Source organism: Rhodoluna sp., from assembly GCF_036721215.1.
Lineage (GTDB): Bacteria > Actinomycetota > Actinomycetes > Actinomycetales > Microbacteriaceae > Rhodoluna.
On sequence record NZ_DAIMLM010000001.1, the window covers coordinates 504,385 to 527,091 of the forward strand.

Genomic DNA, 22,707 nt, shown 5'->3' on the forward strand with positions numbered 1-22,707 from the left:
AGGAACACCAATTGAAGAAGTTTTACAAATTTATTGCTGCTAGCTTTATCGCAGCGTTTGCTGTTACTGGTCTAACCGGTTGCAGCGCTGAGGAGCCAATGGACATGAGTGCCTATGCAGCAGTTATCGACGTTCGCACCCCTGAAGAAACATCAGCCGGTCACCTAGAAGGTGCCCTGCTTTTTGATGTTCAAGATGCTGCTTTTATGGCAAACCTTGAAACTCTAGACAAGTCAGCTAACTACTACATTTACTGCAGAAGCGGTAACCGCTCCGGGGCAGCGATAGAGACCATGAAGGCTAATGGCTTTACTGGCGAGCTTCGTAACGGTGGAGCTTTAGGTAACGCCGCAGCTGAAACCGGTCTTGCTGTAGTCAAGTAATACGCCAAGTATTGGCATACTTTGAATATGGACAAGCTCTTCTGGGATCAGAAGTATTCGGTTGACGAATACATCTACACAACCGAAGTAAATCGCTTTGTCAAAGAACATTTAGCGGATCTCACCCCAGGCAAGATGATTGATCTTGCCGGGGGTGAGGGCCGTAACACCGTGTTCTTCGCCGAAAAGGGCTGGCAGGCAGAAAACATAGACCTGTCTTCTGTTGGTTTAGCTAAGTGTGAAAAGCTCGCTGCCGAAAGAGGCGTTTCAGAGCAGGTCTTCACGACCCAAGCTTCCGCTTTAGATTTTGAATCGAAACTAGCCCCAGTTGAGCTTGGAGTAATTGCATACCTGCAGATCAATCAAGAAGATCTAAAAGCTGGGATTACCAGATTGGTTGATTGCATCGCCCCTGGCGGGACATTCTTTGGCGTCTGGCATGCTCTAGAAAATCTCAAGGATGGCTTTGGCGGACCGCAGAACCCTGATGTCTTACCAAGCGTTGAGTCGATGACCGAAATCTTAGGCTCGCTGCCTGTGAAGGTGGAGTTTATTACCAATCGGGACGGTCAGGTTCAAACCAAACAAGGACTCAAGCCCTCAATAACCCTCACTGCCTTAGCTATAAAGCTTTAGCTATCTAAACTGGCCCTATGGCTAAACCAGGTAAGAATATTCCCCCGAAGCCAAACCCCGAAGACCCTGCAAGCTACGAGCCATTTGATGGTGAGTGGCGAAAAGTTGGCCTTTCAGGTCCTGCACGGCGGGCACTGGTGGATGCCAAGTTGTATAAAGTGTCTGACCTTCGAAAAATATCTCTAGCACAACTCAATTCCCTTCACGGCATGGGTAAATCTGCCGTGGCAAGACTCAAAGTCCTAATGAACGCCAAGAGGCTAACCTTTCTGCCCTAGGAATTCTTTCGCTAGAGTCGATTCATGGCTGAGATTCATGAGTCCCTGGGCAAGTTATCCGACCTATTTTCCGCTGCCAGTAAAGAGACCCTTCCTATTCTCAAGAAAGCTCACAAGTTACTTCTTGAAATTCATCCTGATGTTGTCATTGTTCCGAGGCTTGGAGAGAGGTCGATTTCCTATGGACTTGGACCCAAAAAGAACTCTGAGGCCTACTGTTACCTAATTGCTTATAAGAGCCATGTGAATCTGGGTTTCTTTCACGGATCCCGATTGGGTGCTGATGATCTACTTGAGGGCACAGGTCAACTCATGAGGCACCTTAAGATATCCTCACTAGAGGACCTAAAAAACCCTAAAATTGGCAAACTCATCAAGGCCGCTTTGAAAGATCGAAGGGCAAACTTTCCCAAGTAGTTCCTGAGCTTAAGCAAGTAAAGTTGTTTTATCGAGTGGAGATAAATTGGCTAAATCAATAAAGCTTGGGGTCATTCCAGGCGATGGCATTGGTCCAGAGGTTATTCGCCATGCCGTGGCTGCCCTAGAGCTTGCTGCTCCGAGAGTAAATTTTGAAAAAACCGATTTCAACTTTGGTGCAAGAAGATACCTTGCAACCGGGACCATCATCACCGACGCTGAAATGGAATCCCTGGCAGGCCAAGATGTGCTTTTGCTTGGAGCCATCGGAGATCCGAATGTTCCATCTGGAATCTTGGAGCGAGGACTACTTCTAAAGCTTCGCTTTGGTTTTGATCACTACGTGAACCTGCGTCCAACCAAGCTGTTCCCAGGTGTTGCTTCCAAGCTTGCAGATCCTGGCGAAGTCGACTTTGTCGTTGTTCGGGAGGGGACCGAAGGTCCATATGTTGGTACCGGTGGATCAATTCGCCAAGGAACCCCGGAAGAGGTAGCCAACGAGGTTTCGGTGAACACCGCTTACGGAGTTGAACGGGTAGTTCGCTACGCCTTCAAGTTAGCTGCTTCTAGATCTAGAAAGAAACTAACCCTGGTTCACAAGCACAACGTGCTTGTTCACTCAGGTGCGCTATACCAGCGCATTGTGAAGGAAGTGGCCAAGGAGTATCCAAACGTGGATCACGACTATTTACATGTCGATGCAGCAACGATTTTTATGGTTACCGAGCCATCGAGATTTGATGTCATCGTCACCGATAACTTGTTCGGCGACATTTTGACTGACCTTGCTGCTGCTATCAGTGGCGGTATTGGCTTGGCGGCAAGTGGCAACTTGAACCCAAGCGGTAAGTTCCCGTCGATGTTTGAGCCTGTTCACGGCTCAGCACCTGATATTGCAGGTAAAGCTCTTGCTGACCCAACTGCGGCAATCGCATCGGCTGCGATGCTACTTCGTCACATCCAGGAAGAAGATGCCGCAAACAAACTTGAGCAGGCTATCGCCAAGCACTTGGCTAAGGCAGCAACTGGCTTATCGACCGAGCAAATCGCTAGAAGCATATTCGAGGGGTTGTAGAGATGGAAATATCTTTCGAGCAGATCAAAAACCCTAACCCGGTTTCTAAAGCTGATCGCGATGCGATCATCGCTAACCCAACTTTTGGTACTCACTTCACCGATCACCAGGTTGTTGTGGTTTGGGAAAAAGACAAGGGTTGGCACTCAGCCAGGGTCGAGCCATATGGCCCAATCTTGATGGACCCATCCAGTGCCGTGCTGCACTACGGCCAGGAAATCTTTGAAGGTATCAAGGCCTACCGTCACGACGATGGATCGATTTGGACTTTTAGGCCGCAAGAAAACGCTGCAAGATTGCAGCGCTCGGCCAAGCGCATGGCGCTTCCAGAATTACCAACGGAAATCTTCATTGAATCTTTGCGTCAATTGATTGCCGTCGATGGCGACTGGGTGCCAGCGCCTGAGAACGAAAAGACTCTATATTTCCGCCCTTTTGAGATTGCCGCTGAAAACTTCTTAGGAGTAAGAGCAGCACACCGCGCTGAGTATCGAGTAATTGCTAGCCCGGTTGGTCCTTATTTCACCGGTGGAGTCAAGCCAGTTTCGATTTGGATTGCTCTTGATTCAGCTAGAGCTGGCAAGCATGGAACCGGTGAAGCAAAAACTGGTGGTAACTACGCGGCTTCATTGATGGCTCAAAACGAGGGTTATGAAAACGGTTGTTCTCAGGTTATGTTCCTCGATGCTGAAACAGGGACTTACATCGAAGAACTTGGTGGCATGAACCTATTCTTTGTATTTGCCGATGGCAAGGTAATGACTCCAGGACTGGATGGAACTATCCTTCGGGGGATTACTAGAAACTCGATCATTACCTTGCTCAAAGATAGAGGCCACGAGGTTACAGAGCGCAAGATCACGCTGGATGAGATTCGCGAGGGAGTAAACAACGGTGCGATAACAGAAATCTTTGCCTGTGGCACAGCAGCCGTGATAACCCCGATTGGTCTACTAAAGTCCAAGAACGAGGAAATAGGTAGTGCAGATAGTAAGCCAGGGGAGCTAACTGTTTCTCTGCGGGAGCAGCTAACGGGCATTCAATACGGGCGGGTCGAAGACAGGCACGGCTGGATGTATAGACTCTCAGAGTGAAGGTAGCAAGATTCAGTAACGGCGCTGAACCAAGATTTGGCATAGTTGACGGACCAGAACTTGTAGTTCTCAAAGGTCACCCACTGGTTGCGGGTTACCAAACTACCAATGAGCGAATTCCTCTTAAAGAAGTAAAGCTTCTAGCTCCCACTATTCCTTCCAAGATTGTTTGCATAGGAAAGAACTTTGCCGACCATGCGGCCGAGATCGGCGAAGAAATAACCGATGAGCCGCTCATATTCTTTAAGCCCTCGAGTGCGATTATCGGTCACGGCGATGCAATTGTTATTCCACCCCAAAGCAAGCAAGTTGAGCTGGAAGCTGAGCTTTGCCTGGTTATTGGCAAGCTTGCCAAGAACGTGAGCGAAGAAAAGGCACTGGACTATCTCTGGGGAGTCACTATTGCTAACGATGTGACCGCAAGGGATTTGCAGTTCGGTGATGGCCAGTGGGCTAGGTCTAAAGGGTTTGATACTTTCTGCCCACTGGGACCATGGGTCGAAACTGAGTTTGTGCCAGATGGTCAAGTTATTGAGTCCAGAATCAATGGCGATGTGAGACAAAACGTGGCTATTTCCGAGATGGTTCACAAGATCCCTGCAATTATTTCTTATGTTTCAAGGAACATGTCCCTACTTCCAGGAGATATCATCTTGACCGGTTCCCCTGCTGGAATCAGCGTTGTAAACTCTGGGGATTTGATCGAGTGTGAAATTGAGGGAATCGGCATCCTCTCTAACCCTGTTGCCTAGACTTAGTACATAATGAGCTCTTTGATTACCGCCCCATTTTCCGATGCCACTGGCCAGAACGTTCGGGTTAGGTTCTGTCCTTCTCCAACCGGTACTCCTCACGTGGGGCTTATTCGAACAGCTCTATTTAATTGGGCCTATGCTCGTCACACCGGTGGAAAGCTAATCTTCCGTATTGAAGACACTGATCAAGAACGAGACAGCGAAGAAAGCTTTGAGCAGCTACTGGCTGCTCTTTCTTGGCTTGGGTTGGACTGGGATGAGGGTATAAATGTTGGCGGACCGCATGAGCCGTACCGTCAGTCTCAACGAACTGAGATCTACCTAGAAGCAATTCAAAAGCTAAAAGATGCAGGGCATCTTTATGAGAGCTTTCTAACAGGCGAAGAAATTGATGCCCGTAACGAAGCTGCCGGCAGAGCGAAGCAGCTAGGTTATGACAACTCCGAGCGTGATTTAGACCAGGCCACCAAAGATAAGTACTTGGCTGAGGGAAGAACTCCTGCACTAAGACTTAGAGTTCCAGATAGCGACATCAGCTTTACCGACCTGGTTCGTGGTGAGATTACTTTCCCAGCAGGGTCTTTTCCTGACTTTGTTGTAGTTCGTCCAAACGGTCAAGCCCTTTACACGCTGGTGAACCCGGTTGACGATGCGCTGATGGGTGTGACCCATGTGCTTCGCGGTGAGGACCTATTGTCATCAACTCCGAGACAGATCGCTCTTTACAACGCCATGGTCCAGGCTGGAATAACAACTTTCATTCCACAATTTGGTCACTTACCCTATGTGATGGGGGAGGGTAACAAGAAGCTTTCTAAGCGCGATCCAGAAAGCAATCTGTTCCACCACAAAGACCGCGGCTTTATCCCCGAAGGACTGCTCAACTATCTAGCCCTTCTTGGTTGGGGTATCTCGGCTGATGAGGACATCTTTAGCCTCAGTGAGATGGCCAAGGCGTTTGATGTTGTTGATGTGAACCCTAACCCTGCCAGGTTTGATCTTAAAAAAGCAGAGGCCATAAACGCAACCCACATCAGGCAGCTTTCACCCGAAGATTTCCAGGCCCGATTGGTTCCTTATTTGCAGGCTGGCAACGTGATTTCTAATCCTGCAACCGATGCAGAATGGGCAATACTTTCCAAGGCAGCGCCGTTGATTCAGGAGCGAATCACTGTCTTGGGTGAATCAGTTGACATGCTTTCTTTCTTGTTTGTTGAAAGCAGCAAGATTGAAATCGAAGAAGATGCCAAAAAAGCACTGCCTGAAAACGCCAAGTCGATTGTTGCTGCAGCGCTAGAAGCTTTGCAGGGCCTAGAGAGTTTTACTACCGATGCGCTACACGATTTGATGAATCAGGTGCTAGTTGAATCGATGGGTGAAAAACCTCGAAATGCTTTTGGTCCGCTTCGCACTGCGATTTCTGGAAAGAGAGTTTCTCCGCCACTATTTGAGTCAATGGAGATTCTTGGCAAGGCGGAAACGCTTGCTCGTTTAGAACTATTTGCCCGCGGCTAAGTTCGCAAGCTAGTATTGAAATCTGGGCCAGGGCCCAAGTAAATCCCTTGGGGTATGGTGTAATTGGCAACACGGATGATTCTGGTTCATTTGTTCTTGGTTCGAGTCCAGGTACCCCAGCAAGAAATGAGCTCATGCTACTAACAATCGCCGCTAGTTTTATGGTTCTAGCTACCACCGCTACAGCAATCTTTCAATTAGCAATAGTTTTTGGCGCACCGCTTGGTGAGTATTCCTATGGGGGTGCCAACAAGGGAAAGCTACCAACGGGTTACCGAATTGGCTCGGTTTTTTCTTTTGCTCTCATGATTGCCTTCGCCGGCCACTACCTAGCTCAGCTAGGTGTCTTTGATCCGATTTTTGATCCAGCTGGAAATTCGATTGTTAACTGGGTTCTTGTTGCGTCTAATGCTTTGGCAGCGCTAGCAAACAATGCCACCAGGTCGAAAAAGGAACGTGCCGTTTGGGGAGTTACCACAATCTTGATGTTTGTTGCCAGCCTGGTAGTTGCGCTACAGCTCTAAGGACTGGCCAACCTCTAGGTATCTAAACTCCCCGCCATTTTCTTCAGTCACTTGCTTCACCCGCGAGTTATTCAAATCGTGACCCAGTTGGCTCAAAAGAGCATTGTGGGTTGGAAAACAAATAGCAGGTTTTACCTCTTGGATGTAATCCATCACGTCGCCGATTTTTAGCCATGGTGCGCTAGTTGGGCAGGCAAGGGCCTTTACCTTTACATCCGGCGGGGTATAGCTATCGCCCGCGTAGTAAAGATCTCCGTTGACCAAGACTGCTGTGTTTTGAATCAGTGGGATGCTCCGGTGAATGATCTGGTGCATATCTCCAAAAAACTCCAGCTTGAAAGAGCCAACTTCGTAGTAATCGCCGTGATAGACCGTAGTTACACCCATCCCCGAAAGCCTTGCCGCAACCTCGCTGGTGCCAAAGATCTGGACGGCTGGGTTGTCTTTTTTGATTTTTGCTATCTTGGCCTCGTCGCAGTGGTCATCGTGTTTATGGGTAATCACTACAGCGACCACATTGCCCAAATTGGTTAGCTCTTCGGTGTATGAGCCTGGGTCAATAACTAGGGTTTGGGAGTCGAGCACGACCTCGAGGCAGGCGTGGCCGTGCTTGGTGATCTTCATATTGTTCATTGTATGGCGTTGCCTGAAACCCCTAAGTTCTCGCTAAGCTTTCGCTCTAACAACAATTTGACTTCAAACAAAGGTGTTTTATGCGAGTGGGATTGGTTATCAATCCAACAGCCGGAGGCAATAAGGGTGCCGTGGCTGGAGCGAGCGTTCGCGCTGTATTGGCAACCTCCTCGCACGAAGTGATTGATCTTTCTGCTGAAAGCTATGAGGCAGCAAAGCAAGGAATCAAGACGGCAATTGCCAATCAGGCAATTGACGCTTTGGTTTTGGTTGGCGGCGATGGCATGGCTCACCTTGGGGTGAATGTGTGTGCCAATACCAGGGTGCCCATGGCAATTGTTCCTGCTGGAACAGGCAATGACTCGGCCGGAATATTTGGCATGCCGATGAACGATGCTGCTGCCAGCGCGAAGTTGATTCTAGAGAACATTTTTTCACCAAAATTTATTGACGCAATCGAGATTGAACACAGCGGAGGCAAGACCTGGGCCATTGGCTCGGCTTCAGCTGGCTTTGATGCACTGGTAAACGCTAGAGCCAACAAAATGACGTGGCCAGCAGGACCGATGAAGTATTACCTGGCTATGTTGCTGGAGCTAGCCAGCTTCAAGGCAATCAAGTACGGCTCAAAGATTGATGGCGTGGCCAAGGATTTTGAAGCCATGCTTTGCGTAGTTAGTAACTCGGGAGTCTTTGGTGGGGGAATGCTGGTGGTGCCGGAAGCTTCGATCACTGATGGCAAGCTGGATTTATTGATTTTGAACAAAATCACTCGCTTCAAGCTTGTGAGAATTTTCCCTCGGGTATACAAGGGAACGCACGTCACTGACCCAGCGGTTGAGCTACTTGAGGCAACAAAAGTTGAAATTGCTGCCGATGGAATGCCTATCTATTCCGATGGTGAGTATGTTGGCCAAGCACCTTTCACTGCAACCTTGGTGCCAGCAGCGCTAATGGTGATTGCTCCCGCTTTATAGGGACTGTTGCCTTCTGGTGGGGTGTGGCATAATCGAAAGGTTGCTTACGGCCCCATCGTTTAGCGGCCTAGGACACTGCCCTCTCACGGCAGCGGCGCGGGTTCGAATCCCGCTGGGGTCACGAAATTCGCCCCTGATGACAAAATCTTGGGGGCGAATTCTCAAATATTGGAGGCAAAGCTCATGAGTCACAGTGCTGTTTCAGCAGAACTCAAGTCCTTAGCCAATGCCAAAGTAGCCGCCCAGCGAAGTTCGTTTTTTAAAACCGGCAAGGGCGAATACGGATACGGTGACCAGTTTCTGGGAATTGAAGTTCCAAAACTTCGAATAGTTGCCAAAAAGCATCAAGACCTATCTCAGGCGGACATCAAAAAACTTGCTGGCTCAAAGCTTCATGAAGACCGCTTTGTGGCTCTGGCAATTCTTGTGGCTCAGTACAAAAAAGCCAAACAAAGTAGCAATCAGAAGGATCTTTTTGATTTGTATTTGGAGCTTCTAGAGGCAGGAAGAGTCAACAACTGGGACCTAGTGGATGTCACTGCTCCTTATCTTGGGACCTATTTGGTCGACAACCCAGCTGGCAAGCCACTGCTTGCAAAACTTGCCAAATCTAACGACCTTTGGAAACAGAGAGTTTCGGTCATGTTCACCTGGGCACACATCAGAGCCGGTCAGCCTCAAGTCACTTTAGATCAGGTGGAAAAGCTCCTAAATCATCCCCACGATCTCATCCACAAAGCCTCCGGTTGGATGCTTCGAGAAGTGGGTAAGAAAGACGTTGGTTTGTTGCGTGATTTTCTAGCTAGCCATGCTGCCGCAATGCCTCGGGTGATGCTCCGCTATGCAATAGAGAAGCTAACTGAAAAAGAACGAGCTAAGTGGCTAAGAGCTAGCTAGATATCCAAAGGTAAGTTGTTGGCTTCTGCGCGAGCTGATTTGGTTTTGGAAGTTCGAAGAAATACTGAAAAGGCCATAACTATTGCAACCGGCACCAAAGCAGCCATATTCAATCCAGTAAACAATGACAGTGCAACAATCGAGCCGGCTACGGCTCCGCCGGTAGCACCGGCCAGGTTTTGAATTGAGTCGCTAAGGCCCTGAACGTTGGTCTTTTGATCGGTTGGAACACTAACTACCAAAAGTGCCGATCCGGCAACTGTGGCAGCCGACCAGCCAAGGCCCAATAGGAACAAACCGATGGTTACCAGGTGCTCCTGCTCGGAGCCTAGACCTGCAATCAATAGTGCTGCAACAAAGATTCCCTGGCCCGTCAAGATTGTTCCCATCGGGCCAATCTTGTCGCTAAGGATTCCAAACAGCGGTGCAAAGGCATACATACCCAAAATGTGAAGGCTGATAACAAAACCAACAAAGACCAAGCTGCCACCGTGGCTTGTGACATGAACTGGGGTCATGCTCATTACCGCCACCATGGTCATATGCGAAAGCGCAATTGAAACAATTGCGTATCCCGCAACTGGGAACTTAGCCAAGGTGCCAAAGGCACTGGCAATAGAGAGCTTCTTACGCACCTTGACATTTTGAGCATCAATTTGCCTGGCGATCAGTAACGGGTCTGGTCTAAGGCCAAACCAGAACACGGTGGTGGCAAGCATCTGGGCGATGATTGTGAAAACAAACGGACCGGTTAAATCAGGCAAGCCCAGCCATTGGCCAACTGCTTCTCCTGGTCCAAATAGATTTGGCCCCGTTACAGCGCCAATGGTTGTTGCCCATACAACAAGTGAAAGATCTTTACCGACTTTCTTGTCTACCGGAATATCTGTTGCGGCAAAGCGAGCTTGCAAGCTTGCGGCAGAGCCGGCACCCATAAAAAACAGCGCAACAAGAAGAAGCGGGAAGAGTTTCAAACTGGCGGCAGTAATGATAAGTGTCGCTCCGGTGATTGCGAGCGCTGCTCCAAGGCCCAGTGAGAATCTTCTGCCTTTGGCAAACGCTAGACGCGATAGCGGGATAGCCCAGATGGCGGTTCCGAGGGTAGAAAAGGTAGCGGCGGCTCCCGACCAGGCAACCGTGCCTGATAAATCGGCAGCTAATAGGGCACCAATAGAAAGTGTGGAGCCAAGGCCGAATCCGCTTAGTATTTGGCCTAGGGCTAGTGTCCTTACAGTGCGTTTTTGAAGGAAATCAAGGCCAGAAATACTCACTGCCCCAATCTACTCGCTCAAAGGTAAACTGGAGCTTCAACAAATCTAAGGTGAGGCATGTCGGGTAATTCCACACCGCTTACATTGGCGGAAAAGCTTTGGAACAGCCATCTTGTCGCCAAAGGCGAGGATGGTGCGCCAGACCTTCTTTATATAGACCTACATTTGGTGCACGAGGTTACCTCTCCGCAGGCTTTTGATGGCTTGCGCCTTGCTGGCCGTAAGGTAAGAAGGCCCGATCTAACTATCGCCACCGAAGATCACAACACTCCAACAGTCGATATCGACAAGCCAATTGCCGATCTAACCTCCAGGGCTCAGATTGAGGCTTTGCGTAAAAATGCAGCCGAGTTTGGTATCAGGTTGCACTCCCTAGGAGACAAGAACCAGGGAATTGTTCATGTAGTGGGACCTCAGCTTGGTTTGACCATGCCGGGTATCACGGTGGTTTGTGGGGACTCCCATACTTCTACTCACGGAGCTTTTGGGGCGCTCGCGATGGGTATTGGAACCAGTGAGGTTGAGCACGTACTTGCCACCCAGACTCTTCCTTTGAAGCCATTCAAGACCATGGCTATCAACGTTGAAGGAACCTTGAGACCAGGGGTAACTTCCAAGGACATCATCTTGGCCGTTATTGCCAAGATCTCAACTGGTGGTGGCCAAGGCTACGTGCTTGAGTACCGAGGCAGTGCAATCAGAGCTTTGTCCATGGAAGCTCGAATGACCATTTGCAATATGTCTATCGAGGCTGGGGCTAGAGCTGGCATGGTGGCTCCTGATGAAACTACGTTTGCCTATCTAAAGGGTCGCCCCCACGCTCCAACCGGAAAAGACTGGGACGACGCGGTTGAATACTGGAAAACACTTCCTACCGATGAGGGTGCGAAGTTTGACGCTGAGGTATTTTTGGACGCCGATACTTTGGATCCGTTTGTGACATGGGGAACCAATCCAGGCCAAGGTGTCTCGCTTTTGGATAGTGTTCCTGACCCAGAAACAATTTCTGACCCTAACGAAAAAGCGGCCGCACTTCGTGCCCTTGAATACATGGATCTAAAGCCTGGAACCAAGATGAAAGACATTCGTGTTGACACAGTGTTTTTGGGCTCCTGCACTAACTCGCGCATTGAGGACCTCCGTGCCGCAGCAGCAATCGTTGAGGGTAAGAAAAAAGCTGATGGCATTCGCATGATGGTTGTTCCCGGATCACAAAAGGTTCGGATCCAGGCCGAAGAAGAAGGCCTCGACAAGATTTTCAAAGACTTTGGTGCCGAGTGGCGATTCGCCGGCTGTTCGATGTGTTTGGGTATGAACCCAGACCAGCTCGCCGCAGGCGAGCGGGCCGCTTCAACGTCAAACCGAAACTTTGAAGGTCGCCAGGGTAAAGGTGCTAGAACGCACCTTGTTTCTCCGCTGGTTGCAGCGGCTACCGCTATTCGCGGGACGCTATCTTCGCCAGCGGATCTAGAGGTGATGGCCTAATGGAAAAGATCTCTACTTTTTCTGGTGTTGCAGTTCCTCTGAAAAGATCAAACGTTGATACTGATCAGATCATTCCGGCTAGCTATTTGAAACGAATTACCAAAACCGGTTTTGAAGATGCGCTGTTTGCCTCTTGGAAAGCTGAGCCTGATTTTGTATTGAATCAGCCAGTTTTTCAAAACGGTGAAGTGCTGATTGCAGGGCCTGATTTTGGAACAGGATCATCGAGAGAGCATGCGGTTTGGGCTCTTCGTGATTGGGGATTCAAGGCGGTGTTCTCGGCAAAGTTTGCAGACATCTTTACTGGTAACAGCGGTAAGCAGGGTTTGATAACAGGCGTAATTACCGAGGACGAAACCAAGCAGATTTGGGATATCATCGACGCCGACCCTGGGGTGTCGGCAAGTGTTGATTTGCCGAATCAGAGCCTAACTGTTGGGGATTTGACTGTTTCTTTTGCTATTGATGCCTATACCAAGTGGCGATTGATGGAAGGCCTTGACGACATTGCACTAAGTTTGAGGGACGAGGGAGCAATTACTTCCTATGAGTCATCACGCGAGGCGTGGAAGCCACTAACTCTGCCAGCTAAGGGAATCTAATGAGCGTCATAACCGTAAACGGCGGAAAGCCGCTCTCAGGTCGCGTGGATCTAAAAGGTGCCAAGAACCTCGTCACCAAGGCGATGGTTGCCGCTTTACTTGCAGATTCCCCAAGCGTTCTAAAAGATGTGCCAAAGATTAGCGACGTTGAAGTTGTTGCCAGGCTGTTGGAATTGCACGGAGTTTCAATCAACTTCAACGACGCGGGAGTTATGGAGCTTGACCCCAGAGGCGTCAAGCAAGCTCGCATGGTTGACATCGATGCTCATGCCGGGTCTTCTCGCATTCCAATCCTGTTTTGTGGCCCGCTACTGCACCAGCTAGGTGAGGCGTTTATTCCTGACCTTGGCGGTTGCCACATCGGTGGTCGCCCAGTGGATTTCCACTTGGATGTGCTTCGTAAGTTTGGAGCCGTTATCGAAAAGTCCCAAAACGGAACCAGGTTGAGCGCCCCAAATGGCCTACATGGAGCCAAGTTGTCACTTCCTTACCCAAGCGTTGGTGCTACCGAGCAGGTGCTTCTAACTTCGGTTCGAGCTAAGGGTCTAACCGAGCTATCCGGTGCTGCCATTGAGCCAGAGATCATGGACCTAATCGCCATACTGCAGAAGATGGGTGCGATTATCTCTGTCGACACGGATCGCACTATTCGAATTGAAGGTGTTGAGAGCCTGAATGGCTACACCCACCGCGCACTATTTGATCGCAACGAAGCGGCCTCTTGGGCAGCAGCAGCTTTGACTACCGGTGGAGATATCTTTGTTGGGGGAGCAAGGCAGATTGAAATGACAACTTTCCTGAACGTTTTCAGGAAAGTTGGCGGTGGCTTTGACATCGAAGACGATGGAATTCGTTTCTACCAAAAAGGTGAAGATCTTCACCCGGTAGTTATCGAAACCGATGTTCATCCAGGCTTTATGACTGACTGGCAGCAGCCGCTGGTAGTTGCTCTTACCCAAGCCAAGGGTCTTTCGATTGTTCATGAGACTGTTTATGAGAACCGTTTTGGTTTTACGGATGCATTGGTAAAGATGGGTGCACAGATTCAGATTTACCGTGAGTGCCTTGGAGGTAACCCTTGCCGCTTCGGCCAGATGAACTTCTACCACTCGGCGGTTATCTCGGGTCCGACTGCACTGCACGGGGCGGACATTGTGGTTCCTGATCTGCGCGGTGGCTTTAGCCACATGGTGGCAGCTTTGACCGCTAAAGGTGTTTCTAATGTCAGCAATGCGCAGCTAATTTCTCGTGGTTACGAGCACTTCCTTGAGAAGCTTTCAGATCTTGGGGCCGACTTTAGTTACGCGGAGTAGCCATGGCTAAAAAGCAAAAGTTTATTCCGATGCCGAAGGTAACAACGGACGAGAACCCACTAGCTGTTCGCATAATTGCTTTTTTTGTGGCTCCTGTTATTCGGATGTTTTTCAAAGTTGAAGTTACCGGAAAGGAAAAACTTCCAAAATCCGGAGCTTTCATCTTGACTCCAAATCACGCTACCAACATGGATGGTTTGGCAGTTGCCTATTTCATTTACATGATCCTCAAGCGTGGTCCGCACTTTTTTGCAAAGGAAGCGCTATTCAACATTCCCCTAGTTGGTAAAGCACTGCTTGCAGGCGGTCAGATTCCAGTATTTAGAAAAGGCGGTCAGCGAAACGATGACTCGTTCAAGATCGCTAACTCTTACCTGCAAGCCGGTCACATGATTTGCATCTACCCAGAAGGCACGCTCACCAGAGAACCTAACCTTTGGCCAATGCGCGGTAAGACCGGGGCTATTCGCTTAGCTCTAGATAGTGGTGTGCCGGTTTATCCAATTGCCCATTGGGGCAGTGAGCAGATCATGGGTCGCTATAGCAGCAAGTTTCGCCCAGGCTTTTGGAAGAAAGTTCAGATTCTAGTTGGCGATGAAATTGATCTGGCGAAGTATCGAAAAGAAAACTTATCTCCAGAAGAGTTGTTGGAAGCAACCGAGCTCGTGATGCGAAGCATCACCTCATTGGTGGAACAACTTCGCGGCGAAAAGGCACCAGGAACACTGTGGGATCCGGTAGCTATGGGTCAAACCGTGACGGGTAATTTTATAAAGGCCGCCAAAAACGGAGATTCCAAATGAGCAAGGTGGCTGTAATTGGAGCAGGTAGCTGGGGAACAACTTTTTCTAAAGTGCTAGCTGATGGCGGCTCCGATGTGATGCTGTGGTCAAGGCGTGAAGAAGTTGCCTCCGAAATCAATAACTCACACCGAAACGGTGACTACCTGCCAGGAGTGAACCTGCCGGCAGGCATTGTGGCTTCAACCGATATCGAAAAAGTTCTTGAAGGTGCCAGCCAGGTTTACATATCTGTTCCTTCCCAGAGCCTCAGATCAAATCTCGAGCAGTGGGGAAAGCTCATTCCCAAAGACGCCATTGTGGTTTCGCTCATGAAGGGCGTTGAGCAAAAAACCGGACTTCGCATGAGCCAGGTTATTGCCCAGCACGGCATCGGAGAAGACCGCGTGGTTGTAATCTCTGGTCCCAACCTGGCGTTGGAAATTGCCGCCGAGCAGCCAGCTGCATCGGTAGCGGCTTCTAGTTCAACTGAGTCTGCGATGGCGGTTGCCAAGGCTTCCACCAATTCTTACTTCACTACTTTTACCAATAACGACGTAATTGGAACTGAGTTTGGCGGCATCTTGAAGAACCTGATCGCGGTTGCAATCGGAATCGTGAACGGTGTTGGCTACGGACAAAACACCAAGGCTTCGATTATGACCAGAGGCTTGTCAGAGATATCTCGCTTTGCAGAAGCCTTTGGTGCCAAGCCAGAGACCATGGTGGGACTTGCTGGTCTTGGAGACCTTATTGCAACTAGCGAATCTCCTTTGTCTAGAAACCACAAGGCAGGTGAAATGCTCGGTAAGGGATACTCCAAGCGAGAAGTGCTTGCCAGGCTTTCACAAACCGCAGAAGCATTGGTTTCTGTTTCCACCGTGCTGGAACTAGCTCGAGACAAGAACATCGCTATGCCTATTGTTGAGCAGGTGGAGCTGGTGATTGAAGGCAAGATGAACCCGAAGGACATCGCACCTCACCTAACTCACATGAGTGACACCCCGCAGGGAGAATAAACACATGGCAAAAATTCGCGTTGCGGTCTTATTTGGTGGCAAATCAAACGAGCATTCGATCTCGGTAGCCACTGCTTCTGGGGTCCTAAGCGCCATTGATACTTCGAAGTATGAAGTTGTCCCAGTTGGCATTACTCGCGATGGGGTGTTTGTGCCCTTCAAGGGAGACCCTGCAACACTCAGTCTTAGCAATGGACTCAAAACCATTGAGCCTGAAGGCTCAACTATACGTTTTGCAATGGATGGCTCTTGCGAACTTTTTGAAGCGGATTCTTCAGGCAAAGAGCGCTCTCTTGGGGTAATTGATGTGGTTATGCCAATGCTTCATGGTCCTTTTGGTGAGGATGGCACCATGCAGGGCTTTTTAGAACTTGTGGGTGTTCCGTATGTGGGTAACGGTGTGCTTGGCTCAGCGGCTGCAATGGATAAGGAATTCAGTAAAGCGCTATTCAAAGCCGCTGGTATTCCAAGCCCGGATTACGCAGTTGTTTCTGCCTCCGACATGCTGAACAACCCCGAGTCAGCCCTTGATCGCATCAAGGATCTAGGCAAGCTGCCATTTTTTGTGAAGCCGGCTAGATCGGGTTCATCGGTTGGAATTACCAAAGTTGATTCGATGAAGGACATTCCTGCTGCTCTAACCGAAGCCTTCAAGCACGATGACAAGGTGATTATTGAAGTTGGGGTAGTCGGTCGCGAGATTGAGTGCGGAGTTTTGGATTCTTTGGATGGCGGAGCACTTAGGGTTTCGGTTGCAGGAGAAATCACTGTCCGCGGACGCGAGTTTTATGACTTCGAGGCCAAGTATGTCGATAGTGATGCGGCGACACTTATTTGCCCAGCAGATATCTCTTCTGACGAATTATCAAAGATGCAACAAATGGCCAGAAAGGCCTTCAAGGCCTTGGGCTGCAAAGGCCTTGCGAGAGTGGATTTCTTTTTGACCGACAAGGGCTTTATGGTCAATGAGATAAACACCATGCCAGGCTTTACATCTATTTCGATGTTCCCAAGATGCTGGCAGGAATCAGGCCTTAGCTATAAGGACCTAATCGATGAGCTAATTTCACTAGCTCTTGTTGATAGCGCAAGCTAGTTTCCCTAAATCCCCAAGCTAAATTGTCCCGAATGGTAAATTGAGCTAGTGAAAGAGCAAATACCGCCCCTTCTTCGGCCTGATTTTGTGACCCCAGTTTCCCTAAAAGATTTCGCAGCACATTTCGGTTTAGACGCTCCAGCTCAGGATGCCGTGCTGACCGGTATCAGCATGAACACCAACGATCTTCGCCCCGGAGATCTATTTGTTGCGATGCCTGGCAAGAAAACCCACGGTGCGGAATTTATTGAAAAAGCCCTTGAACTTGGCGCAACCGCAGTTGCTACCGATACCGCGGGCCTTTCACACACCAAGACAATCTCAGTTCCTGTTGTTCGAATCGAAAGCCCGAGGCAGCACCTAGGTAACCTAGCGGCTTATGTTTATGGGAATCTTCCTGGCAAGATGCCGCTACTTTTTGGAACCACTGGAACCAACGGCAAAACCTCGACGACCTATTTGCTAGAAGCAATCCTGCGCCAAATGGGTCAGGTTACTGGGCTTACTTCCACCGCTGAGCGTCACATCGCTGGCGAGACAATCGTGAGTAGGCTAACTACCCCTGAGTCCACCGAGATGCAGGCGCTGATTGCAAGGATGCGCGAGAAGAAAGTCACCTCGGTGGCTATTGAGGTTTCTGCGCAAGCTCTTTCTCAGCTTCGGGTGGATGGATTGCACTTTGATGTTGTTGGCTTTACTAATTTGAGCCATGACCACCTGGATGATTACAAAGACATGCAGGATTATCTAGAGGCCAAGCTTCCGCTCTTTTCGGCACACCGCGCCAAGCGCGGTGTGGTGTGTCTTGATTCCAAATACGGCCGCGCCTTTGTTGAAAGATCAGAAGTTCCGGTTGTGACCATCACTAGCGAATTGGGAGTTGAAGCCAAGTGGCACGTTGCTGTTACGGCTGAAAACCCTAAGTACACATCTTTTGTTCTTGCCGGTCCAGACAGTGTGACCATTAGATCTCGCGTTCCACTACTTGGTGCCCACATGGCAGCAAACGCAGGTCTTGCCATCGTGATGCTAATTGAGGCTGGGTTTGACCCGAAAGCAATTGCCAAAGCTATCGAAGGCGGAATTGATGCTTACCTGCCAGGTAGAACTGAGCGAGTAAGTGGTGACACTGGACCTGCGGTCTATGTTGACTTTGGACACAGCCCGGATGCTTTCTTACACACCCTAGATGCCGTGAGAAAAGTCACCTCAGGAAAAGTAATTATGCTCTTTGGCGCTGACGGTGATCGCGATCCAAGTAAGCGGCCAGCTATGGCGCAGGTCGCTGCTGCCGGTTCAGACATTCTGGTTATAACCGATCACCACCCAAGATTTGAAGACCCTACTTCGATTCGCGCTGGTCTAGAAAAATCTGCCCGTGAGTCTTATCCAAACCACGAGATCTATAACGTTTCACCTCCGGAAGCTGCCATTCGCAAGGCAGTCTCGCTAGCAACAACCGGAGATGCGATTTTGTGGGCAGGGCCAGGACACCAGGACTATCGAGACATCAAGGGAGTTAGAACTCCGTACTCAGCGAGAAAAGAAGCTCGCGAGGCTTTAAAAGAGCACGGCTGGTCTTAGTTTGTTACCTCGGTGCAGCGCTTGGTTGCATCCAGCACGCTAATTGATGCCGCTAGCTCTTCGAGCACCGTGACTCCAGCAACCACCGTTGAGTCAACAATTACTTCGGTTGCGGGAGAGCGAGCAAATGAAATAAACCTATAGTTCGGAGCCTCGGATTCATCAAGTAACCAATCGATATCTGATGCGGTCACGCAAACTAGCGAGCTTACTTCGACAGGTTCTAGGCCACAGCGCAAGATCACCGCGGCTGGTTCACCCCAGGCGGCGGTTGATTGGGCGTTTACTCTTCGCTCGGGTAATCCTGCGAGCTCATCGGGCAGGCGAACAATAATCTCCGCACAAACCGCATCATTTGCCTGCTCGGCAGGCTCCAGAGGAACCACCGGAGCGCAGCCAGTTAGCACCAGCACGGAAGCGGTTAGAAGTAATAGGTGGTTTTTTAGCATCGCTATTAAGGCTACCTTTGATTTGTGAACGAGCAAACTTTAGAGCAGCTAGGCGAGATAGAAAGTCTTAGGCGCACCGTGGCGCGCCTAACCCCCAGCGTTCACGCGTTGGTTGGGTCGGGCGATGATGCGGCCGTGATTGTTGCCGATCAATCTTTTGTGGTTTCCACCGACACCTTGATTGAAAATCATGACTTTAGATTGGATTGGTCGAGCTCCTTTGATCTTGGATACAAAGCGGTAGCAACCAATCTGGCTGACATTGCAGCCATGGGAGCAAAACCAACAGCGTTGGTTGTTGCTCTGGTAGTTCCAAAAACCACCAAGATCTCCTGGCTAGAAGGCTTCGCCGATGGTTTAGATGCCGCCTGCAAAGCGCTGGCTCCAGGAGCTGGTGTGGTTGGCGGAGATCTTGCCGCAGGAGACCAGCTTGTTGTTTCGGTAACCGTGCACGGCAGCATGGAAGGCAGAACGCCCGTGCTTCGATCCGGCGCACAAGCCGGCGACATCGTTGCTGTGGCTGGAACACTAGGGAAATCTTCCTGCGGTCTGGCGCTATTGCAATCAGAAAATAAGGACCTGATTAATTCTTATGATGATTGGGTCTCATATCATTTGCGACCCGAGCCACCTATCCAGCAAGGTGTTGAGGCTTCGATTGCCGGTGCTACCAGCATGCTCGATCTTTCTGATGGATTGAGTGTGGATTTGCATCGCATTTGCAATGCATCCGGTGTTGCAATCGAGCTTGCATCCAAAGAACTGCAAGGCTTCGAAGCCATGCTTGAGCTTCCAGCATTGGGATTAGGCGTGGATCCAAAGAACTGGGTCTTACACGGCGGCGAAGATCACGCTCTGGTTGCAACTTTTCCCAAAGACGCGGTTTTGCCAAAGGCTTTCAAGGCCATCGGCGTTGTTAGTGCTGGTGAGCCAGAGCTTTATCTTGATGGTGTGCCACTAGAAGCCAAGGGCTGGGATTCCATAACTGGAAAGTAATTTACGGGTGCAGATCTTTATTTAGTTCCACTCCAGCACCAGTTCTAACCAAAGCTTCGACTCTTCCGGTCATCGAGTTGCGCCTGAATAACAAATTGTCAATGCCCGATAGCTCAGCAGCTTTTAGATTCTGTTCTTTGCCATCAGCAATAAGGGTCAATTTGGTTCCCGCGGTCACATAAAGTCCTGCTTCAACCACGCAGTCGTTGCCGATTGAAATACCAATTCCGGAGTTAGCTCCAAGCAGCGCACGCTTTCCGATGCTGACAACTTGTTTTCCACCACCAGAAAGGGTTCCCATAATCGAGGCTCCGCCTCCGATGTCAGATCCATCGCCCACTACCACTCCTTGGGAGATTCTTCCCTCCACCATCGAAGCTCCCAGAGTTCCTGCATTAAAGTTCACAAAACCTTCGTGCATGATTGTTGTTCCGGGGGACAAATACGCGCCTAACCGCACTCTGGAGGCGTCGGCAATTCTCACTTTCTTTGGCGTTACATAGTCAACGAGTCTTGGGAACTTATCGATGGCGTGAATAACAACTCCCGCTTTGGTGAGCGCTGGGCGCAATCTGTCTAGATCATTTAGCGCTACAGACCCAATTGAAGTGAAAGCAACAATTGGCATGGCGCCAATAAGTCCTTCGAGACTGATGGAGTTGGGTTTTACCAGTAGGTGCGAAAGTAAGTGAAGTCTGAGATAGGCATCTTCGGTTGAGCTAACTGGCTGTGTGAGATCAATCTCGGTTCTAACAACATGGGTTTCGATTGCTCTTCTTGGGTCAGAACCGACCAGAGCATCAAGTTCTTTTGGGACCACCCAGAGCGCATCGGTTTTTGGAGCGGGGCCGAGTTTCGGGTCTGGAAACCAAACATCCAAGACATGGCCTTGGGCATCTTTGGTTGCCAAGCCATGTCCCCAGGCCTTGGTTGTTTCTTCGCTCATCTTCCAAGATTACAAGCTAGGCTCTGGAATGTGTCCAGCAGGAACCTAAATCTCAATTCTGACGTTGCCGAGCTCACTCGCGAGCTGTGTGACATCGAATCGGTTTCGGGCAATGAGCGCGAAATAGCAGACGCTATCGAATCAGCCCTCAAGTTAGTTGGTCACCTAAGCGTGGTTCGAGACGGCGACGCAGTGGTGGCAAGCACCAATCTCGGCAGATCAAAAAGAGTCATTATCGCAGGACACATCGACACCGTTCCGGTCGCGGATAATCTTCCAACCAAACTGATGTCTTTTGAGCGCGAGCAGGTTATCTGGGGTCGCGGCTCGGTGGATATGAAATCAGGCGTAGCCGTGATGCTAAAGCTCGCCGCAACCGTAACCGAGCCAACAGTTGATGTGACATGGGTGTTTTACGACAACGAGGAAGTGGAAGCAGCCAAGAATGGTCTTGGAAGGTTAGTTCGAAATCATCCGGATTTGATCAAGGGTGGCTTTGCGGTGCTTTGCGAGCCCACTGGTTCGATTGTTGAGGGTGGCTGCAATGGAACCTTGCGGGCCGAGTTAGTGTTTTCGGGCAAAAAGGCCCACTCAGCAAGGTCTTGGATGGGTGAAAATGCAATCCATAAGCTTGGCTCCGCTTTGGAGTTTTTATCTAGCTACACACCTTTGGAAGTCGAAGTTGATGGCTTGGTATACAAAGAAAGCTTGAACGCTGTTTTGGTCAACGGCGGTATCGCAACCAACGTGATTGCCGATAGGGCAATTTTGACTGTGAACTATCGGTTCGCTCCTTCAAAGACGCAAGCGCAAGCGGGGGATTACGTGAAGAGTTTGTTTACCGGTTGCGAGATCAACATTGTTGACAGTGCACCAGGAGCAAGGCCAGGGCTACAAAGCCCCGAGGCCAAGGCATTTGTTGCTGCCGTTGGCACATCAGTTCATCCAAAGTATGGCTGGACTGATGTTGCCAGATTCAGTGAACTAGGCATTCCAGCGGTGAATTATGGACCGGGGGACCCCAATAAGGCTCACGCCGATGATGAATCCCTGCCAGCTAGCCAGATTTACGCCTGTGAAAATGGATTGAGAAATTTTCTGACCTCAAATCTTTGATAAACTTGGAACTTAGGCCCATTGGCCAAAAGTATTTCAAGGAGTAAAAATGGCAGCAATGAAGCCTCGCACCGGCGATGGACCAATGGAAGCAGAACGCGAACCTCGCGGTCTAATCATCTTGAGAGTCCCTCTTGAAGGTGGCGGTCGCTTAGTTGTTTCGGTAAACGAAGAAGAAGCCAAGAGCCTTCACAAAGTCCTAGAAGGCGTAGTTAAGAAGAAGTAACTCTCTTGCTGGCCATCAGTAAGCCATCGCCCACCGGCGATAAAGCAGAAATGAAGTCCTGCTGAGTAGAAAACAATCTCAAAACATCACGATAAATCACTGTCGCCTCATCGCGCATGGCAGGATCTGGTACTCGATCTCGCCACAGCGCGTGAGAAATAGCCACCACACCCCCTGGTCGAAGTAAGCGCGATGCCTGCCTGAGCTGATCTTCCAAATCGCCTCGCTCGGCGTCTAGGAAAACTAGGTCGTAACCGGCATCGGCCATGTTGGACATAACCTCGGTTGCCTTACCGGAGATAACTCTGGTTCTAAGAGGTGAAATTCTGGCATCCTTGAATGCCATCTTGGCAGCTAGCTGAAACTCGGGGTGAGAATCAATAGTTGCTAAAACTGAATCCTCTGAGGCGCTTAATATCCATAAACCCGATACTCCAGCACCGGTTCCGGCTTCAACGATGGCCTTGGCTCCTAAAGCGGAGGCGATCAAAGCTAGGTGTGAGCCAACACTAGGCGTTACACACTCGATTCCTAATTCTTCAGCCCTGGCCCGAGCTTCGATTATGGCTGGCGACTCCGAAACAAAGTCTTCGGTGAACTTCCAGCTTGATATCTTGTCGACCATGATCTCTCCTAATCTC

26 protein-coding genes and 2 tRNA genes are annotated in these 22,707 nt (G+C 49.8%); 23 read left to right on the plus strand and 5 right to left on the minus strand.

Annotated elements, in window-relative coordinates; all coding sequences use genetic code 11:
* The first annotated feature begins 11 nt into the window (after positions 1–11).
* The 10 genes from AC9UCN_RS02575 to AC9UCN_RS02620 all read left to right on the plus strand — a co-directional run bounded on the left by AC9UCN_RS02575 (position 12) and on the right by AC9UCN_RS02620 (position 6,677).
* Positions 12–383, plus strand: coding sequence for a rhodanese-like domain-containing protein (locus AC9UCN_RS02575; protein WP_509523417.1), 372 nt, complete (start codon positions 12–14; stop codon positions 381–383).
* Between the two features lie 27 nt (positions 384–410).
* Entirely contained in the window at positions 411–1,019 is a 609-nt protein-coding gene (locus AC9UCN_RS02580; protein ID WP_509523419.1) for a class I SAM-dependent methyltransferase, read from the plus strand.
* Positions 1,020–1,036: 17 nt separating this feature from the next.
* Complete coding sequence (locus tag AC9UCN_RS02585) at positions 1,037–1,297, plus strand: helix-hairpin-helix domain-containing protein (RefSeq protein WP_509523421.1); 261 nt, start codon at positions 1,037–1,039, stop codon at positions 1,295–1,297.
* 24 nt (positions 1,298–1,321) lie between these two features.
* Positions 1,322–1,714, plus strand: a complete 393-nt coding sequence (locus AC9UCN_RS02590; RefSeq protein WP_509523423.1) for a DUF1801 domain-containing protein — start codon at positions 1,322–1,324, stop codon at positions 1,712–1,714.
* 46 nt (positions 1,715–1,760) lie between these two features.
* Positions 1,761–2,789: a 3-isopropylmalate dehydrogenase gene (locus AC9UCN_RS02595; protein ID WP_509523425.1), complete on the plus strand. Its 1,029-nt coding sequence runs from the start codon at positions 1,761–1,763 to the stop codon at positions 2,787–2,789.
* A 2-nt stretch (positions 2,790–2,791) separates the two neighbouring features.
* Positions 2,792–3,883, plus strand: coding sequence for a branched-chain amino acid aminotransferase (locus AC9UCN_RS02600; protein ID WP_509523427.1), 1,092 nt, complete (start codon positions 2,792–2,794; stop codon positions 3,881–3,883).
* Positions 3,880–4,635: a fumarylacetoacetate hydrolase family protein gene (locus AC9UCN_RS02605; protein ID WP_509523428.1), complete on the plus strand. Its 756-nt coding sequence runs from the start codon at positions 3,880–3,882 to the stop codon at positions 4,633–4,635. The genes AC9UCN_RS02600 and AC9UCN_RS02605 overlap by 4 nt, the downstream gene beginning before the upstream one ends.
* 12 nt (positions 4,636–4,647) lie before the next feature.
* Positions 4,648–6,153 (plus strand): glutamate--tRNA ligase, encoded by a 1,506-nt coding sequence (gltX, locus tag AC9UCN_RS02610; protein WP_509523430.1) that lies wholly within the window; start codon positions 4,648–4,650, stop codon positions 6,151–6,153.
* Between the two features lie 48 nt (positions 6,154–6,201).
* Positions 6,202–6,273 (plus strand) — tRNA-Gln (locus AC9UCN_RS02615).
* A gap of 14 nt (positions 6,274–6,287) precedes the next feature.
* Positions 6,288–6,677 carry a hypothetical protein gene (locus AC9UCN_RS02620; protein WP_509523432.1) on the plus strand — a complete coding sequence of 130 codons (390 nt, stop codon included), beginning with the start codon at positions 6,288–6,290 and terminating at the stop codon, positions 6,675–6,677.
* Here the strand turns inward: AC9UCN_RS02620 and AC9UCN_RS02625 are convergent.
* Entirely contained in the window at positions 6,666–7,310 is a 645-nt protein-coding gene (locus AC9UCN_RS02625; protein ID WP_509523434.1) for an MBL fold metallo-hydrolase, read from the minus strand. The genes AC9UCN_RS02620 and AC9UCN_RS02625 overlap by 12 nt on opposite strands.
* 80 nt (positions 7,311–7,390) lie before the next feature.
* Here AC9UCN_RS02625 and AC9UCN_RS02630 point away from each other — a divergent pair, with 80 nt between their 5' ends.
* From AC9UCN_RS02630 to AC9UCN_RS02640, 3 genes are all read left to right on the plus strand, one after another.
* Entirely contained in the window at positions 7,391–8,287 is an 897-nt protein-coding gene (locus tag AC9UCN_RS02630; RefSeq protein ID WP_509523436.1) for a diacylglycerol/lipid kinase family protein, read from the plus strand.
* Positions 8,288–8,335: 48 nt separating this feature from the next.
* Positions 8,336–8,408 (plus strand) — tRNA-Glu (locus AC9UCN_RS02635).
* A gap of 62 nt (positions 8,409–8,470) precedes the next feature.
* Positions 8,471–9,184, plus strand: a complete 714-nt coding sequence (locus AC9UCN_RS02640; RefSeq protein ID WP_509523437.1) for a DNA alkylation repair protein — start codon at positions 8,471–8,473, stop codon at positions 9,182–9,184.
* Here the strand turns inward: AC9UCN_RS02640 and AC9UCN_RS02645 are convergent.
* Complete coding sequence (locus AC9UCN_RS02645; protein ID WP_509523438.1) at positions 9,181–10,455, minus strand: MFS transporter; 1,275 nt, start codon at positions 10,453–10,455, stop codon at positions 9,181–9,183. The genes AC9UCN_RS02640 and AC9UCN_RS02645 overlap by 4 nt on opposite strands.
* A 57-nt stretch (positions 10,456–10,512) precedes the next feature.
* On the opposite strand from AC9UCN_RS02645, the gene leuC reads away from it, so the two are divergent.
* The 7 genes from leuC to AC9UCN_RS02680 are packed head-to-tail and all read left to right on the plus strand — an operon-like array spanning position 10,513 to position 18,333.
* Positions 10,513–11,940 carry a 3-isopropylmalate dehydratase large subunit gene (gene leuC / locus AC9UCN_RS02650; protein ID WP_509523440.1) on the plus strand — a complete coding sequence of 476 codons (1,428 nt, stop codon included), beginning with the start codon at positions 10,513–10,515 and terminating at the stop codon, positions 11,938–11,940.
* Complete coding sequence (gene leuD, locus AC9UCN_RS02655; RefSeq protein ID WP_509523441.1) at positions 11,940–12,542, plus strand: 3-isopropylmalate dehydratase small subunit; 603 nt, start codon at positions 11,940–11,942, stop codon at positions 12,540–12,542. Before leuC ends, leuD begins: the two co-directional genes overlap by 1 nt.
* Positions 12,542–13,855, plus strand: a complete 1,314-nt coding sequence (murA, locus tag AC9UCN_RS02660; RefSeq protein WP_509523442.1) for a UDP-N-acetylglucosamine 1-carboxyvinyltransferase — start codon at positions 12,542–12,544, stop codon at positions 13,853–13,855. Before leuD ends, murA begins: the two co-directional genes overlap by 1 nt.
* A gap of 2 nt (positions 13,856–13,857) precedes the next feature.
* Positions 13,858–14,658: a lysophospholipid acyltransferase family protein gene (locus AC9UCN_RS02665; RefSeq protein WP_509523444.1), complete on the plus strand. Its 801-nt coding sequence runs from the start codon at positions 13,858–13,860 to the stop codon at positions 14,656–14,658.
* Positions 14,655–15,653 carry an NAD(P)H-dependent glycerol-3-phosphate dehydrogenase gene (locus tag AC9UCN_RS02670; RefSeq protein WP_509523445.1) on the plus strand — a complete coding sequence of 333 codons (999 nt, stop codon included), beginning with the start codon at positions 14,655–14,657 and terminating at the stop codon, positions 15,651–15,653. The genes AC9UCN_RS02665 and AC9UCN_RS02670 overlap by 4 nt, the downstream gene beginning before the upstream one ends.
* A gap of 4 nt (positions 15,654–15,657) precedes the next feature.
* The gene (locus AC9UCN_RS02675; RefSeq protein ID WP_509523447.1) at positions 15,658–16,749 is read left to right on the plus strand and encodes a D-alanine--D-alanine ligase family protein; all 1,092 of its coding nucleotides are present in this window, start codon (positions 15,658–15,660) and stop codon (positions 16,747–16,749) included.
* 48 nt (positions 16,750–16,797) lie between these two features.
* Positions 16,798–18,333 carry a Mur ligase family protein gene (locus tag AC9UCN_RS02680; protein WP_509523448.1) on the plus strand — a complete coding sequence of 512 codons (1,536 nt, stop codon included), beginning with the start codon at positions 16,798–16,800 and terminating at the stop codon, positions 18,331–18,333.
* On the opposite strand, the gene AC9UCN_RS02685 is transcribed toward AC9UCN_RS02680, so the two are convergent.
* Entirely contained in the window at positions 18,330–18,782 is a 453-nt protein-coding gene (locus AC9UCN_RS02685; protein ID WP_509523450.1) for a DUF3515 family protein, read from the minus strand. The genes AC9UCN_RS02680 and AC9UCN_RS02685 overlap by 4 nt on opposite strands.
* Positions 18,783–18,806: 24 nt before the next feature.
* On the opposite strand from AC9UCN_RS02685, the gene AC9UCN_RS02690 reads away from it, so the two are divergent.
* A complete protein-coding gene (locus tag AC9UCN_RS02690) occupies positions 18,807–19,778 on the plus strand; it encodes a thiamine-phosphate kinase (protein ID WP_509523451.1) in 972 nt (323 codons plus the stop codon).
* A 1-nt stretch (position 19,779) separates the two neighbouring features.
* On the opposite strand, the gene dapD is transcribed toward AC9UCN_RS02690, so the two are convergent.
* Positions 19,780–20,724, minus strand: a complete 945-nt coding sequence (gene dapD / locus AC9UCN_RS02695; RefSeq protein ID WP_509523453.1) for a 2,3,4,5-tetrahydropyridine-2,6-dicarboxylate N-succinyltransferase — start codon at positions 20,722–20,724, stop codon at positions 19,780–19,782.
* A 30-nt stretch (positions 20,725–20,754) separates the two neighbouring features.
* On the opposite strand from dapD, the gene dapE reads away from it, so the two are divergent.
* Positions 20,755–21,840: a succinyl-diaminopimelate desuccinylase gene (gene dapE, locus AC9UCN_RS02700; RefSeq protein ID WP_509523454.1), complete on the plus strand. Its 1,086-nt coding sequence runs from the start codon at positions 20,755–20,757 to the stop codon at positions 21,838–21,840.
* A gap of 49 nt (positions 21,841–21,889) precedes the next feature.
* Positions 21,890–22,066: a DUF3117 domain-containing protein gene (locus AC9UCN_RS02705; protein ID WP_509523456.1), complete on the plus strand. Its 177-nt coding sequence runs from the start codon at positions 21,890–21,892 to the stop codon at positions 22,064–22,066.
* Here the strand turns inward: AC9UCN_RS02705 and AC9UCN_RS02710 are convergent.
* Positions 22,053–22,691, minus strand: coding sequence for an O-methyltransferase (locus AC9UCN_RS02710; RefSeq protein ID WP_509523458.1), 639 nt, complete (start codon positions 22,689–22,691; stop codon positions 22,053–22,055). The genes AC9UCN_RS02705 and AC9UCN_RS02710 overlap by 14 nt on opposite strands.
* Positions 22,692–22,707: the final 16 nt, after the last annotated feature.

Bases quoted from the DNA above. Each gene is read 5' to 3' on its own strand.
- AC9UCN_RS02580 (WP_509523419.1), top strand. From the start codon at position 411: ATGGACAAGCTCTTCTGGGATCAGAAGTATTCGGTTGACGAATACATC.
- AC9UCN_RS02585 (WP_509523421.1), top strand. From the start codon at position 1,037: ATGGCTAAACCAGGTAAGAATATTCCCCCGAAGCCAAACCCCGAAGAC.
- AC9UCN_RS02590 (WP_509523423.1), top strand. From the start codon at position 1,322: ATGGCTGAGATTCATGAGTCCCTGGGCAAGTTATCCGACCTATTTTCC.
- AC9UCN_RS02600 (WP_509523427.1), top strand. From the start codon at position 2,792: ATGGAAATATCTTTCGAGCAGATCAAAAACCCTAACCCGGTTTCTAAA.
- gltX (WP_509523430.1), top strand. From the start codon at position 4,648: ATGAGCTCTTTGATTACCGCCCCATTTTCCGATGCCACTGGCCAGAAC.
- AC9UCN_RS02620 (WP_509523432.1), top strand. From the start codon at position 6,288: ATGCTACTAACAATCGCCGCTAGTTTTATGGTTCTAGCTACCACCGCT.
- AC9UCN_RS02625 (WP_509523434.1), bottom strand. From the start codon at position 7,310: ATGAACAATATGAAGATCACCAAGCACGGCCACGCCTGCCTCGAGGTC.
- AC9UCN_RS02630 (WP_509523436.1), top strand. From the start codon at position 7,391: ATGCGAGTGGGATTGGTTATCAATCCAACAGCCGGAGGCAATAAGGGT.
- AC9UCN_RS02640 (WP_509523437.1), top strand. From the start codon at position 8,471: ATGAGTCACAGTGCTGTTTCAGCAGAACTCAAGTCCTTAGCCAATGCC.
- leuC (WP_509523440.1), top strand. From the start codon at position 10,513: ATGTCGGGTAATTCCACACCGCTTACATTGGCGGAAAAGCTTTGGAAC.
- leuD (WP_509523441.1), top strand. From the start codon at position 11,940: ATGGAAAAGATCTCTACTTTTTCTGGTGTTGCAGTTCCTCTGAAAAGA.
- murA (WP_509523442.1), top strand. From the start codon at position 12,542: ATGAGCGTCATAACCGTAAACGGCGGAAAGCCGCTCTCAGGTCGCGTG.
- AC9UCN_RS02665 (WP_509523444.1), top strand. From the start codon at position 13,858: ATGGCTAAAAAGCAAAAGTTTATTCCGATGCCGAAGGTAACAACGGAC.
- AC9UCN_RS02670 (WP_509523445.1), top strand. From the start codon at position 14,655: ATGAGCAAGGTGGCTGTAATTGGAGCAGGTAGCTGGGGAACAACTTTT.
- AC9UCN_RS02675 (WP_509523447.1), top strand. From the start codon at position 15,658: ATGGCAAAAATTCGCGTTGCGGTCTTATTTGGTGGCAAATCAAACGAG.
- AC9UCN_RS02685 (WP_509523450.1), bottom strand. From the start codon at position 18,782: ATGCTAAAAAACCACCTATTACTTCTAACCGCTTCCGTGCTGGTGCTA.
- dapD (WP_509523453.1), bottom strand. From the start codon at position 20,724: ATGAGCGAAGAAACAACCAAGGCCTGGGGACATGGCTTGGCAACCAAA.
- AC9UCN_RS02705 (WP_509523456.1), top strand. From the start codon at position 21,890: ATGGCAGCAATGAAGCCTCGCACCGGCGATGGACCAATGGAAGCAGAA.
- AC9UCN_RS02710 (WP_509523458.1), bottom strand. From the start codon at position 22,691: ATGGTCGACAAGATATCAAGCTGGAAGTTCACCGAAGACTTTGTTTCG.